The 13283-nt window shown below is 71.2% G+C and carries 10 protein-coding genes; 4 read left to right on the top strand and 6 right to left on the bottom strand.

Translation table 11 applies throughout. The annotated features are described in order from the left end of the window. Nucleotides 1–57 precede the first annotated feature (57 nt). Complete coding sequence (locus DTL70_RS18210; RefSeq protein WP_245979448.1) at nt 58–735, top strand: HemK2/MTQ2 family protein methyltransferase; 678 nt, start codon at nt 58–60, stop codon at nt 733–735. Nucleotides 736–745: 10 nt separating this feature from the next. Then, the gene (locus DTL70_RS18205) at nt 746–1003 is read left to right on the top strand and encodes a CDGSH iron-sulfur domain-containing protein (RefSeq protein ID WP_342776501.1); all 258 of its coding nucleotides are present in this window, start codon (nt 746–748) and stop codon (nt 1001–1003) included. 37 nt (nt 1004–1040) lie between these two features. Here DTL70_RS18205 and DTL70_RS18200 read toward each other — a convergent pair whose 3' ends face one another. The 3 genes from DTL70_RS18200 to DTL70_RS18190 all read right to left on the bottom strand — a co-directional run bounded on the left by DTL70_RS18200 (nt 1041) and on the right by DTL70_RS18190 (nt 5470). Then, nucleotides 1041–1958 carry an SDR family oxidoreductase gene (locus DTL70_RS18200; protein WP_114023006.1) on the bottom strand — a complete coding sequence of 306 codons (918 nt, stop codon included), beginning with the start codon at nt 1956–1958 and terminating at the stop codon, nt 1041–1043. 152 nt (nt 1959–2110) lie between these two features. Continuing rightward, on the bottom strand, nt 2111–4360 hold the full coding sequence (locus DTL70_RS18195) for a catalase (protein ID WP_114023005.1): 2250 nt from the start codon (nt 4358–4360) through the stop codon (nt 2111–2113). 150 nt (nt 4361–4510) lie between these two features. After that, on the bottom strand, nt 4511–5470 hold the full coding sequence (locus DTL70_RS18190; protein WP_114023004.1) for a Rieske (2Fe-2S) protein: 960 nt from the start codon (nt 5468–5470) through the stop codon (nt 4511–4513). Between the two features lie 152 nt (nt 5471–5622). Here DTL70_RS18190 and DTL70_RS18185 point away from each other — a divergent pair, with 152 nt between their 5' ends. Beyond that, complete coding sequence (locus DTL70_RS18185; protein ID WP_114023003.1) at nt 5623–6039, top strand: CBS domain-containing protein; 417 nt, start codon at nt 5623–5625, stop codon at nt 6037–6039. Between the two features lie 167 nt (nt 6040–6206). Further along, complete coding sequence (qcrB, locus tag DTL70_RS18180) at nt 6207–7973, top strand: cytochrome bc1 complex cytochrome b subunit (protein WP_114023002.1); 1767 nt, start codon at nt 6207–6209, stop codon at nt 7971–7973. On the opposite strand, the gene ctaF is transcribed toward qcrB, so the two are convergent. From ctaF to DTL70_RS18165, 3 genes are read right to left on the bottom strand one after another with little or no spacing between them, the layout of a single operon-like run. Then, on the bottom strand, nt 7918–8307 hold the full coding sequence (gene ctaF, locus DTL70_RS18175) for an aa3-type cytochrome oxidase subunit IV (protein ID WP_114023001.1): 390 nt from the start codon (nt 8305–8307) through the stop codon (nt 7918–7920). The two genes, qcrB and ctaF, sit on opposite strands and share 56 nt — an antisense overlap. Then, nucleotides 8304–10022: an aa3-type cytochrome oxidase subunit I gene (ctaD, locus tag DTL70_RS18170; RefSeq protein WP_114023000.1), complete on the bottom strand. Its 1719-nt coding sequence runs from the start codon at nt 10020–10022 to the stop codon at nt 8304–8306. The genes ctaF and ctaD overlap by 4 nt, the downstream gene beginning before the upstream one ends. Nucleotides 10023–10036: 14 nt before the next feature. Then, complete coding sequence (locus DTL70_RS18165) at nt 10037–13249, bottom strand: FAD-binding and (Fe-S)-binding domain-containing protein (RefSeq protein ID WP_114022999.1); 3213 nt, start codon at nt 13247–13249, stop codon at nt 10037–10039. Nucleotides 13250–13283: the final 34 nt, after the last annotated feature.

The following is a 13283-nucleotide window of genomic DNA, read 5'->3' as shown; positions in this document are numbered from 1 at the left end:
TTGAAGAGGATTCTTCCTGGTACTTCGTGATGCGTGTGGCTCCTGAGACCGCCTGGGGTGTACGCCCCGCAGGGCGATTCCGAACTGTTGCTCGAAGCCCTCGCGGGGGCGCCCTTCCCCCCGGGCGCGCGGATGCTGGACGTGTGCACAGGCACGGGCGTGGTCGCGCTCGCGGGCGCTCGCCTGGGCGTCCGCGAGGTGCACGCCGTGGACATCTCGGCGCGCGCCGCCCTGGCCGCCGCCTGGAACGCCCGGCTGCGGGGCCTGCCCGTCCGCGCGCACCGCGGTGACTTCCTGGAGCGCGCCACCGGCAGCTTCGACCTCGTGACGGCGAACCCGCCGTACGTGCCGTACGCGGGGTCAGGACAGGGCTTCGGGCGACGTGCCCGCGCCTGGAACGCGGGACGCGACGGGCGCAGGTTCGTGGACCGCCTGTGCGAGGCGGCACCGCGGCTGCTCGCGGACAACGGCGTCCTGCTCATGGTCCACTCGCAACTGTGCGGGCCCGACCGGACGCTGGAGATGCTGCGCGGCTCCGGTCTCGACGCGGCGGTGACCGCGCGCCGCACCCAGCCCTTCGGCCCGGTACTGCGCGCCCGCGCGCGGTGGCTGGAACAGCAGGAACTGATCTCCCCCGGACAGCGACACGAGGAACTGGTGGTCATCCGTGCCGACCTCGTCCCCGCACGAGAACGCCCCGAACCGGAAGAGCGGTCCGCCTCCCGACAGCCGTGAGGCGCGGCCCGTGCGACGCGTGACCCTCGAACAGGGCGGCCCCGTCCTCGTCGAGGGCCCGCTCGAGGTGACCCTCGACGACGGGCGCACGGTCACGTCCGACCGGTTCATGGTGGCGCTGTGCACCTGCCGCCGCAGCCGCGCCTACCCCTGGTGCGACACCAGCCACCGCCGCCGCTCCCGTCCAGGGGCGGAGAGGACGCCCGCGGACACGGACGCCTCCGCCGGCTGCGACGCGGCTGGGCGGCGTCGCTCACCGCACGAGTGAGCCCGCCCGGTCCGCGCACGGAGCGGTCCTCGCCTGCTCAAGGCAGTGGGGTGCCGCCGGTGGCGTTGAGGATCTCGGCGGTGACGTAGGTGGCGTCCTCGGAGGCGAGGTAGACGTAGCCAGGCGCCATCTCGGCCGGCTGGGCGGGCCGCTGGAGCAGGCTCTTGGCGCCGAACTGGCTGGTGTCCGGGAGCGTCGAGGGGATCAGCGGCGTCCACACGGGCCCCGGCGCGACGGCGTTGACGCGGATGCCGCGCTCGGCGAGGTTCTGGGCCAGGCCCTGGGTGAAGGTGACGATGGCGCCCTTGGTCATCGCGTAGTCGAGCAGGTGCGGCTTGGGTTGGTAGGCCTGGACCGAGGTGGTGTTGATGATGCAACCGCCCTGCGGGATGTGCGGGAGCGCCAGCTTCGTGATGAAGAACATCCCGTAGAGGTTGGTGCGCATCACCCGGTCGAACTGCTCGGTGGAGATGCCGTCGATGCCGTCGGACTGCGCCATCTGGAAGGCCGCGTTGTTGACGAGCACGTCGATCCGTCCGAGGTCGGCCGCCGCCCGCTGCACGAGGCGGCGGCACTCGGCCTCCTCGCGGATGTCGCAGGCGACGGCGACCGCGCGGCGGCCCGCGTCCTCCACCAGCCGTGCGGTCTCCCGCGCCTCGTTCTCCTCCTCGGGCAGGTGGCTGAAGGCCACGTCGGCGCCTTCGCGGGCGAACGCGAGGGCGACGGCGCGCCCGATGCCGGAGTCGCCGCCGGTGATCAGGGCGCACCGCCCGGCCAGCCGTCCGCTGCCACGGTAGGTGCGCTCACCGTGGTCGGGGCGGGGCTCCATCTCCTCCGTGTCGCCCGGATGCCGCTGATCCTGCTGCGGATACTCCGGCTTGGGGTGCTTGTCGGCGGGGTGTCCGCCGGTCGGTTGGTTGCCGGTCGGTTGGTTGCCGGTGGCCTCGGGGCTCATGGTGTTCCTCCAGATACGGCGGGGGTGACGGCACGCGGCGGGCGGCGCCGACGACCGCATCGGCACCGCCCGCCGCGTGTCGTGGACGGTGGGGTCACCGTCGTAGGGGCGTCACCGGCCAGACCGGTGACGCCCCCGGGAGGGGCACAGGGTCAGGAGCTGACCGTGTTGCCGGGCGGGAAGCGGTCCCAGACGCGGTGCGCTCCCAGCAACTCGGTGACCTGCGCGAGCACGGCCTGCGGGTCGTCGGCCACCACGATGCCCGCTCCGCTTTGCGGGCATCCGGCGGCGGCCAGCACGTCCGCGCCGCCGCCCCAGGCGCCGAGCGCCTTGGCGTGCCGGTAGGCCTCGGAGACCAGCAGCAGCACGCGGGGGTCGACGTTGCCGCCGCCCGCGCTCTGCGCGGCCTTCACGTCCCGCGCGCCGTAGGCGTCGGCGCCCATGCCGGGCGCCCCGGCGATCAGCACCGCGTCGAACTCGACGGAGCGGGCGTTGGCGAAGGTCCGCTGGGCAACGACGGGGCCGCCGCTGCCGGTCAGTTCGCCGCCGTGCGGAGCGATGACGAGCGGCACCATGCCGCTGTCGAGCACGGTGGAGCGGAGGCTGCTCAGGGCCGCCAGATCGCTGTTCTCGTCGGCGATGATGCCGAGGACCCGGCCGTCCGTCGGCCAGGTGTGGCCGAGCTGGGAGAGCGCCGGGCTGGGCTCGACGTCGGCGAGGGGCGCCGAGGGCTCGGGCGCGGGAAGGCCGAGTCCGGCAGCGACGCCGGCGCACAGGCCAGGGTCGATGTCGGCCAGTACGCGCAGGTTGCGCTGCTTGATGGCGTCCTCGTAGCACTTGCTCAGCTCGAACGTGTACGCGGCGATGACGTGTTCGCGCTCCACCGCGCTGAGGCTGAGGTAGAAGCGCCGCGGGTGGCTGGTGTGGTCGGCGAAGGAGGCGGGGGACTCTCGGACCTTCGAGGCCCGCTCCACGGTGACCGGCGTCTCGACGTACGCGCCCTCACCGGCGCCCGCGAAGAACGGGCAGCCGCCGTCGAGGGAATTGGGCTGGTAGGGCGCCACCCCGCTGTGCACGCCGCTCTGGTGCAGACCGTCCCGCAGCATGTCGTTGACGGGGGCGTGCGTCCTGTTGACGGGGATCTGCGCGAAGTTGGGGCCGCCCAGCCGGGTGATCTGGGTGTCGATGTAGGAGAAGAGGCGCCCTGCCAGCAGCGGGTCGTCGGTGATGTCGACGCCCGGCACCAGGTGTCCCGGGTGGAAGGCGACCTGCTCGGTCTCCGCGAAGAAGTTCGACGGGTTGGCGGTGAGGGCCAGCAGCCCGATCGGCTGCACCGGTGCCCACTCCTCCGGCACGATCTTGGTCGGGTCGAGCAGGTCGATGCCCCGGAAGGTCTGCTCGGGGGTGTCGGGGAAGGTCTGGATGCCCAGCTCCCACTCGGGAAAGGCGCCCGCCTCGATGGCGTCGGCCAGGTCCCGGCGGTGGAAGTCGGGGTCCATACCCCCCGTGATCTGGGCCTCCTCCCACACCATCGAGTGCACCCCGAGCTTGGGCTTCCAGTGGAACTTCACCAGCGTGGTGCCGCCCTCCGCGTCGACCAGCCGGAAGGTGTGGACGCCGAAACCCTCCATCGTCCGGAAGGAGCGCGGAATGCCCCGGTCGGACATGTTCCACAGGGTGTGGTGGGTGGCCTCGGTGTGCAGCGAGACGAAGTCCCAGAAGGTGTCGTGGGCGCTCTGCGCCTGCGGGATCTCCCGGTCGGGGTGCGGTTTGGCGGCGTGCACCACGTCGGGGAACTTGATGGCGTCCTGGATGAAGAAGACCGGGATGTTGTTGCCGACCAGGTCGAAGACACCCTCGGAGGTGTAGAACTTCGTGGCGAAGCCCCGGGTGTCGCGCACCGTATCGGCCGAACCCCGGTTGCCCAGCACCGTGGAGAAGCGCACGAAGACGGGCGTCTCGACGTCCTTGCCGAGAAAGGCCGCCTTGCAGACCTGGGAGGCGGTGCCGTAACCGCGGAAGACACCGTGGGCCGCGGCGCCCCGCGCGTGCACGACGCGTTCGGGGATGCGCTCGTGGTCGAAGTGGGTGATCTTCTCCCGCAGGTGGTGGTCCTGGAGCAGGACGGGTCCCCGCTCCCCCGCCTTGAGGGAGTGGTCGGTGTCGTAGAGCCGGGTGCCCTGCGCGTTGGTGAGCCTGCTGCCCTTCTGCGCCCGCACCGTGGGGTCGGCGTCGAGGTGCTCGCCGGTGGCGGTGTAGACCTCGGGGCCCGACTGGTCCTTCTTGGGCGGCAGCGGCTCGCGCGGCTCGGTGGGCTCCTCCAGCGGGGGCGGCTTCGGCCCGGGGCGTCCGGGGATGAAGGGCTCCCCGTCGTGCTGGTCGTCGTGCGTCGGGCCGGGCATGGGGACCTCCTGGAGCGAGTGGACGGGCCACCGCAGGGGTAACCGGAGCGCCTTTTACCCAAACGGGAGGTACGCGAAGTGACCGCCGATGCCTCATGGCGACGGCCCGGGGCGGGCGGGCGCGGCCCCTTCAGTCCTCGTCGGGCGCCTTCAGTCCTCGTCGGGCGCCGCGTCCGGAAGGCGGACCTCCAAGAAGCCCTCCCGCACCCGTGACTCGAAGCACGGCTGGGGTGCGGTCGCCGGGCCGCCGACGTTCCAGCCGTCCACCAGCCGGAAGGTGCTGCCGTGCCACGGACACGTCACGCACCCGTCGGCGACCGTCCCCTGGGACAGCGGCCCGGACTGGTGGCTGCACCTGTCGGCCAGCACCCGCGTCTCGCCGGACGGTTCGCGGTAGACCAGCAGCGCCACCTCGCCCAGCGTGGCGTTCGAGGCCTGCCCCACCGGGAAGCTGTCGGCCTTGCCCACCGGGTGCCAGCCCTTGCCGACCAGGTGCTGGACCGGCTCGGCCTTGTTCGGCCCCACGGCCTGACGGTAGGCCAGGTGGCCGCCGACCATCGCACCCGCCCCGGCGACCGTCAGCCCGGCGAACCCGAGCACCCGCCCCCGGTACTCCCGCCCGCGCGCGCGGGCGGCCAGCGAGGCCGCGTACAGGCCCAACGCCACGGTGTTGGCGGCGCCGTGGACGAGGCCCGTGCGCAGCTGCGGCTTGTGCAGCTCGGCCCAGTCCACGGAACCGCTGAGCGCGGCCGGGATCGAGGCCAGGATGCCGGTACCGATCAGCACCCGGCTGGCCCGCCGGGTGCCGGGCAGCATGTCCAGCACCCCGGCGGACATCCAGGCGCCGATGGGCAGCTGCACGAGCGCCGGGTGGAGGGGGTGGCCGAGCCACCGGCCGTGCAGCACGTCGCGCAGGCCGCCGAGGGGAAGTTTCTGCACGGCGTTCTGCAGCGGGCTGACCGCCGTGTCGAGGGCGCGCAGCGTGCCGAGCCGGTCGAGAGGCCCGGCGAGCGGCAGCTTCGCCAGTCCGCTCTCGGCGGCCCGGACGGCGCGGGGGCGTTCGAGAGTCTCGTAGCTCTCGGTTTCGGACGAGGGCGCATCAGACGACATACCGCTCCGGTTGCCACGCCTGCCCGGACACAAACGGTCCGGGGCCCGCACCACTCCGTCAGCTCTGGTGGGCACCTCGTTTCGGCGTCCACCGCGTCGGCAACCCGGCAGGGGCCCACCTGGCAGTCTGCGAGACGGTAAGGAGCCGAGAGATGACGACCGCACGCGAGATCATGAGCCCGGGCGCCGACTGTGTGCACAGCGATCAGACGGCGGCGGACGCGGCCACACTGATGACCGAGCTGGGTGTGGGTGCGCTGCCCATCTGCGGGAAGGACGACAAGCTCAAAGGCGTCGTCACCGACCGCGATCTGGTGGTCAAGGTGCTGGGTCCTGGCCGGGATCCGGCCGCCTTCCCCGCCGGCAGCCTCAACCAGCAGGAGGCCGTGACCATCGGCGCCGACGACAGTGCCGAGGAGGTGCTGGAGACCATGTCGCAGCACCAGGTGCGGCGCCTGCCGGTGATCGACGGCGACCGGCTCGTCGGCATGGTCGCGGTGGCCGACGTCGCCCGCTCCCTGCCGCACCCGGAGACGGGCCGGCTGGTGGAGGTCCTCTCCTCCGACTGACCGGCCCGGGCGGGTACGACACCAGGACAGCGGGCACGGCCCCGGCCGGCGGCACGGTGCCCGCTGTTCCGGGGGCCGTGGACCGGCGTTCGGGTCACCCGCCGTCCTGACTCGTTTGGGAACGTGGCACACGGGCACTGGGGAATGCGGACAGGGAGGGCGACCGCATGGAACACTCCCGGGCCCGGGCCGCCCGGCGGGCCGCACTGCGCAAGGCGGCTGAGCGAGGCTTCGACGCCGCAGACGAGAGGCTGCCCGCCGCCTCAGGCGGCAGAGCCCTGTTGCGCAAGGCTTTCCCGGAACACTGGTCGTTTCTGCTGGGCGAGTTGGCGCTCTACAGCTTCGTCGTCCTGCTGCTGACGGGCGTGTACCTCACCCTCTTCTTCGACGCGGAGATGACGCAGGTCCGCTACCACGGGCCGTACGAGCCGCTGCGCGGCCAGCTGATGTCGACGGCGTACGCCTCCACGCTGGAGATCAGTTTCGAGGTGCGGGGCGGCCTGCTGATCCGCCAGATCCACCACTGGGCGGCCCTCCTGTTCGCGGGAGCCATCGGGCTGCACATGCTCCGGATCTTCTTCACGGGCGCCTTCCGCAAGCCGCGCGACGTCAACTGGCTGATCGGGATGACCCTGTTCGTCGTCGCGCTCGCCGAGGGCTTCTCCGGCTACTCCCTCCCCGACGACCTGCTCTCCGGCACCGGGCTGCGGATCGCCGAGGGCGTCATGCTGTCGATCCCCGTGGTGGGGACGTATCTCGCGCTGTTCGTCTTCGGCGGGCAGTTTCCAGGACACGAGATCATCGAACGGCTGTACCCCCTGCACATCCTGTTGCTCCCCGGCCTGCTGCTCGCCCTGGTCGTCGCCCATCTGATCCTGGTGGTCTACCTCCAGCACACCCAGTGGAGCGGCCCGGGCCGTACCAACAAGAACGTCGTCGGGCACGCGATGGTGCCCCAGTTCGCCGCGCGCTCGACGGGGCTGTTCTTCATGGTGGCCGGGGTGATCGGTGTCCTGGCCGCGGTGGGGCAGATCAACCCGGTGTGGGATTACGGCCCCTACGAACCGGGCAAGGTCTCGACGGCGGCCCAGCCCGACTGGTACGTCGGATTCCTGGAGGGCTCGCTGCGGCTGATGCCGCCCTTCGAGACGACGCTGTTCGGGCACACCCTGATGTGGAACGTGCTGGTGCCCGCCGTCGTCCTGCCGGGGCTGATGTTCGCCCTGCTGTACGCGTATCCGTTCTTCGAACGGTGGATCACCGGCGAGGACGGGACGCCGCATGTGTGCGACCGTCCACGGAACCAACCGGTCCGCACCGCGCTCGGTGCCGCGGGGATCACCTTCTACGGCGTCCTGCTGCTGGCCGGCGGCAACGACGTCATCGCGGACACCTTCACCGTCTCCCTCAACGCCCTGACGTGGGCGTTCAGGGTCGCGTTGGTGCTGGGCCCGCCGGCCGCCTATCTGCTGGCCAAGCGGCTGTGCCTCTCGCTCCAGGAGCGGGACGCGCAGCGGGTCTCGCACGGCGAGGAGACCAGTTGGGTGCGGCAGTCGGTGGAGGGCACCTTCGACGCGGACCACGAGCAGCTCCCACCGGGCGAGCGGTACCGCCTGGTGGCACAGCGTTTCCCGCGGCCTCTCGAAGCGCCCGAGGGGGCGGGCGGGCCGCGCCGCTTGCGGGCGGCGCTCAGCCATTGGTACTACCGGGACGCCCTCTCCCCTGCCTGGCGGACCATCGGCCACCAGAGGGAACGCGCGCACGCCGCGGTGTCGGGGGCCGAGCGCGGCTCCCGCCAGTACGTGTCCTCGTCTCACCGTTCCCGGCAGGAAGCGCCCTCGCGCGGCTCCCGGCAGGAGAGCGCGGCGCGGCGGGCGCTCAGTGGTCGGTCCGGGCGTACTGGAAAACGAATCCGCACACCGCGGCGCCGGTGATGCCCACCCCGATCAGGAAGAGCCACAGCCCGATGACCGTGCCCGCGCCCAGCAGCGCGACGCCGAGCGCGGTCATGGCGGGCCACGGGCTGCGGGCGGGGAAGAAGGCCAGCGGCCCGGCCCGTTCGCTGATCTCCCCGTCCCTGCGGTCCTCGGGACGTACCCCGCGGCGCTTGTACTGCACGGTCAGGAAGAACGAGACCAGCGACGCCATCAGACACGCGATCAGGACGGCCGCGGTCCCCGCCGGGTCCCGCGACCAGATCGCGTAGGGCACGGTGACGCAGGCGAAGAAGCCGGCGACACCCGCGAAGAGGACGGCTTCGGGTTTCACGAGAGCTTCCCCTTCGTGGGCGGCTGCTGGGAGGCGGGGTCCTGTATGGCGGGAGTTTCGGGGCTGGGCGGCTCGTCCGGCCCGACAGGCGCCACGCCCGGGCTCTCGGGGGCGCCCGGCTCGACGATGGCCGCTCCTTCCGCGGCTTCGGGGTGGTGGAGCCAGAAGGCGGGCGAGTCGGAGCGGATGGTCGGCAGGGCGACGAAGTTGTGGCGGGGCGGCGGGCTGGAGGTCGCCCACTCCAGGGAGCGGCCGAAGCCCCAGGGGTCGTCCTCGTCGATCTTCGGGGCGTGGGTGGTCGTCCACCACACGTTGTAGACGAAGACGAGGGTGGAGACGCCGAGGAGGAAGGCGCCGAGCGAGGAGACGCTGTTGAGGGCGGTGAAGCCGTCGGCCGGCAGGTAGTCGGCGTACCGGCGGGGCATGCCTTCGGCGCCCAGCCAGTGCTGCACCAGGAAGGTGGTCTGGAAGCCGACGAGCGTCATCCAGAAGTGCACCTTGCCCAGGCGTTCGTTCAGCATCCGCCCGGTGAACTTGGGCCACCAGAAGTAGAACCCGCCGAACATGGCGAAGACGACGGTGCCGAAGAGGACGTAGTGCAGGTGGGCGACGATGAAATAGCTGTCCGTCACGTGGAAGTCCAGCGGCGGTGAGGCGATCAGGACGCCGCTGAGGCCGCCGAGGAGGAAGGTGACGAGGAAGCCGACGGACCACAGCATCGGTGTCTCGAAGCTGAGCGAGCCGCGCCACAGGGTGCCGATCCAGTTGAAGAACTTCACGCCTGTCGGTACCGCGATCAGGAACGACATGAAGGAGAAGAAGGGCAGCAGGACGGCACCGGTGGCGAACATGTGGTGTGCCCACACCACGGCGGAGAGCATGGTGATGCCGGCCGTCGCGCCCACCAGCCCGATGTAGCCGAACAGCGGTTTGCGGCTGAAGACGGGGAAGATCTCGCTGACGATGCCGAAGAACGGCAGCGCGACGATGTAGACCTCCGGGTGCCCGAAGAACCAGAACAGGTGCTGCCACAGGACGGCGCCGCCGTTGGCCGCGTCGAAGACGTGCGCCCCGAACTTGCGGTCCGCCTCCAGGGCCAGCAGCGCCGCGGACAGCACGGGGAAGGCGAACAGGGCCAGGATCGAGGTGAACAGCACGTTCCAGGTGAACAGCGGCATCCGGAACATCGTCATGCCGGGGGCGCGCAGGCAGATGATGGTGGTGATGAAGTTGACGGCGCCGAGGATGGTGCTCAGACCGGCCACCGACAGCCCCATGGTCCACAGGTCGCCGCCCATGCCGGGGCTGTGCTGCGGCCCGTTGAGCGGCGCGTAGGCGAACCAGCCGAAGTCCGCCGCGCCGCCGGGGGTGAGGAATCCGCTGACGACCATGAGCCCGCCCAGCAGGTAAACCCAGTAGGTGAAGGCGTTCAGCCGGGGGAAGGCCACGTCGGGTGCGCCGATCTGCAGCGGCATGATCGCGTTGGCGAACCCGGCGAACAGCGGGGTGGCGAACAGCAGCATCATGATGGTGCCGTGCACGGTGAACAGCTGGTTGTACTGCTCTTCGGAGACGAGTTGCATCCCCGGGTGTGCCAGTTCGGCCCGCATCACCATGGCCAGGGCGCCTGCCGCGAGGAAGAAGCAGAACGCTGTGACGAGATAGAGGTTGCCGATCACCTTGTGGTCGGTGGTCGTCAGCCAGCGCAACACCATGTCGCCGCCCTCCCTCAGCGCCCGAGGCCGCTCGCGCTCCTCAGGCGGCTCGTGAGCCCCGAGCGCCGGTTGGCTCGTGCCGCGCGCCCTGCCGCCAGCGCGGCCGCGGCGGCCACCGCTCCCGCCGCGGCGGCCGGTGCGGCCAGCCGGGCGGCGCGCCGGTGCCACGCCGGTACGGGCTTGCCCGGGCGATCCCCGTCACCGTCGCGGGAGCCCTGGTAGGCGCGGCGGACCAGTTCGGCCAGGTGCACCGAGCGCCTGCCGGTGCCCGCGTGGTCCATCTGGGTCTTGCAGGAGAAGCCGTTGGCCACGATGTCGGTCGCGGGGGCGGCGTCGCGGACGGCGGGCAGCAGGGCCTGTTCGCCGCAGTCCATGGAGATGTCGTACCTGCCCTGTTCGAAGCCCCAGGAGCCGGCCAGGCCGCAGCAGCCTCCGGTCAGGTTCTCGGCGCTCACGCCGAGCTTGTCCAGCAGCTTCTGGTCGGCCTCGGTGCCGCCGGTGGCACGCTGGTGGCAGTGGCCCCACAGCAGCGCGTCGCCGGCGCCGTGCAGCCGGGGCGGGGTGATGTCGTAGGTGTCGAAGAACTCGGCGAAGTGGTGCACGTTGCGCCTCAGGCGCCGGGCGTCGTTGTCGTGCGGGAGGAGCTTGGTCAGCTCGTCCTTGAAGACGGCCAGGCAGCTGGGTTCCATGCCGACGACGGGGGTGTCGGCGCGCACGTGGGGCCGCAGTACGTCCAATACGGTGCGCAGGTAGCGCTCGGCGGTGTCCAGGAAGCCGAAGTCGTAGAGCGGGCGCCCGCAGCACACGTGCGCTTCGGGCATGATGACGGCCCAGCCCGCGGCCTCGATGGCCTCGATGGCCTCGACGCAGGCGACGCCGACGTCGGTGTCGAAGTAGTTGTTGAAGGTGTCGGGGAAGAGGACGACGGGACGGCCGCCGGGGTTGGCGGTGCCGCCGCGTTCGCGGAACCACTGCTGGAGGGTCATCGGCGCGAAGGCGGGCAGCGGCCTGCGCCGGTCGATGCCCGCGGCGAACTTGGCCAGGTGCGCGAGCCCCGGTACCTGGGTGAGAAGGTTGGCCAGTTCCGGCATGCGGGAGGCGAGACGCGCCGCCTGGTCGATGAAGCCGAAGGCGTAGGCGCTGCGGGGCCGCCACCTGCGGACCGACTTGTAGTGGTGGTGGAGGAACTCGGCCTTGTAGGTGGGCATGTCCACGTTGACGGGGCAGTCGTTGGTGCAGCCCTTGCAGGCCAGGCAGAGGTCGAGCGCGTCGGCGACCTCCTTGGACTGCCAGCCGTCCTTGACGGTCTCGCCGCGCAGCATCTCGTGCAGCAGCCGCGCGCGGCCGCGCGTGGTGTGCTTCTCCTCCCGGGTGACCTGGTAGCTGGGGCACATCGTCTGGTCCGGCTCGGGGACACGGCAGACGCCGATGCCCACGCAGCGCATGCTGGCGTGGACGAAGTTTCCGTTGTCCTCGGCGTAGGCGAACTTCACGTCGGGGTGCGGCGGGTTGAAGTCGGCGCCGAGTTTGAGGTCCTCGTCCAGCCGGTAGGGGTCGACGACCTTGCCGGGGTTCATCCTGGCCTCGGGGTCCCAGATCTGTTTGAACTCGCGCATGGCCTGGACGAGGTCGCTGCCGTACTGGCGCTCCAGCAGCTCGCCGCGCTGCTGGCCGTCGCCGTGCTCTCCGGAGAGGCAGCCGCCGAAGGAGCTGACCAGGTCGGCGGCCTCCTCCATGAAGGCGCGGTAGGTGGCCAGCCCGTCGGCGGTACGCAGGTCGAAGCTGATGCGCGAGTGGACGCAGCCCTGCGCGAAGTGCCCGTACATGGCGCCGCGCAGCCCGTGTTTGTCCATCAGCTCACGCAGTGCGGGCAGGTAGTCGGCCAGCTTGTCGGGGGGTACGGCGGAGTCCTCCCAGCCGGGCCAGTGGTCGCCGTCGGGCGGGAAGGCGGTGGCGCCAAGGCCGCCCTCGCGGACGGTCCACAGTTCCTTCGCCGTCTCGGCGTCCTGGTCGCTGGTGGTGATGCGGCCTGGGGAGTAGCCGCGCTCCTGGGTCAGCCACTGCGCGAAGCGCTCGGACTGCTCCCTGGCCTCGTCCTTGGTGTCGGCGCCGAACTGGACGAGCAGCCACGCCGCGCCGCCCTGCCGGGGCAGCTGCTCGATGGAGGCGAGGTTCATGTGCTGGAGCTTCTGGTCCTGGATGAGCTGTTCGTCCAGGGCCTCAAGGCCGATGGGCCGGAAGGTGCGGCAGCAGATGTCGGCGTCCCTGGCGGCGTCGACCAGGTGGTCGTACTCGACGACGACCAGTGTGCGCTCCAGCAGCGCCGGGGTGAGCAGCACCTGCGCCTGGAGGACGGTCGCGCAGGTGGACTCGGTGCCCACGAGGGCGCGGGCGACGTTGAAGCCGTTCTCGGGCAGCAGTTCGTCCAGGTTGTAGCCGGACACGCGGCGCGGCATCTCGGCGATCGAGGGGTAGCAGGACCTGATGGTGTCGGCCCAGCGGTCGCGCAGGTCGCGCAGGCGCGCGTAGATCTCCCCTTTCGGACCGCCCTCGGCGATGATCGACTCCAGGTCCTTCTCCTCGTCGACGCCGACCCAGAAGCGGTCGCCCTTGGGGGTGACGATCTCCAGCGCGTGCACGTTGTCGGAGGTGCGCGGCCCCGGCCCGTACAGCTGGGCCTGCACCGAGTGGGTGCCGCAGGAGTTGTTGCCGAGGTTGCCGCCGATGGCGCAGCGGGAGTGGGTGGAGGGGTCGGGGCCGAAGACGAGGTTGTGCGAGGCGCCGGTGTGGCGGTTGAGCTCTTCGTTGATGACGCCGGTCTGGAAGGTGACGCGACGGTTGTCGCCGTCGACCTCCCCGATGCGGGTGAGGTACTTGGAGTGGTCGATGACGACGGCGTAGTTGACGGTCTCACCGGACAGGCTGGTGCCGCCTCCGCGGTTGAGGACGGGCGCCTGGTACTCGTGGCAGATCCGGTGGACGGCGACCACGTCGTCGAGGGTCTTGGGAACGACGACTCCGATGGGGACCTGCCGGAAGTTCGAGGCGTCGTGCGCGTAGAGCGCCTTGGAGGCGGTGTCGAAGCGCACCTCGCCCTCGACGGCGTCCTTGAGCGCCTTGGCCAGCTTCCCGACGGCGATCACCTGCCGGGCACGCGGCGGCCCCGGGACCGTGGGTGAGGTCTTGGCGGGGATCTGCTCGCTGCGGTCGGAGGAGGTCTTGGCCATGTCGGGTCGCCTTCCATCGTGAAAATCGTCGGTA

Source organism: Streptomyces diacarni (genome assembly GCF_003323715.1).
Classification (GTDB): domain Bacteria; phylum Actinomycetota; class Actinomycetes; order Streptomycetales; family Streptomycetaceae; genus Streptomyces; species Streptomyces diacarni.
This window is presented reverse-complemented; position numbering and strand designations above follow the sequence as displayed.

Excerpts from the sequence above, each read along its gene's own strand:
- DTL70_RS18165 (WP_114022999.1), bottom strand. The coding sequence starts at position 13,249 with ATGGCCAAGACCTCCTCCGACCGCAGCGAGCAGATCCCCGCCAAGACC.
- DTL70_RS18200 (WP_114023006.1), bottom strand. The coding sequence starts at position 1,958 with ATGAGCCCCGAGGCCACCGGCAACCAACCGACCGGCAACCAACCGACC.
- DTL70_RS18195 (WP_114023005.1), bottom strand. The coding sequence starts at position 4,360 with ATGCCCGGCCCGACGCACGACGACCAGCACGACGGGGAGCCCTTCATC.
- DTL70_RS18190 (WP_114023004.1), bottom strand. The coding sequence starts at position 5,470 with ATGTCGTCTGATGCGCCCTCGTCCGAAACCGAGAGCTACGAGACTCTC.
- DTL70_RS18185 (WP_114023003.1), top strand. The coding sequence starts at position 5,623 with ATGACGACCGCACGCGAGATCATGAGCCCGGGCGCCGACTGTGTGCAC.
- qcrB (WP_114023002.1), top strand. The coding sequence starts at position 6,207 with ATGGAACACTCCCGGGCCCGGGCCGCCCGGCGGGCCGCACTGCGCAAG.
- ctaD (WP_114023000.1), bottom strand. The coding sequence starts at position 10,022 with ATGGTGTTGCGCTGGCTGACGACCACCGACCACAAGGTGATCGGCAAC.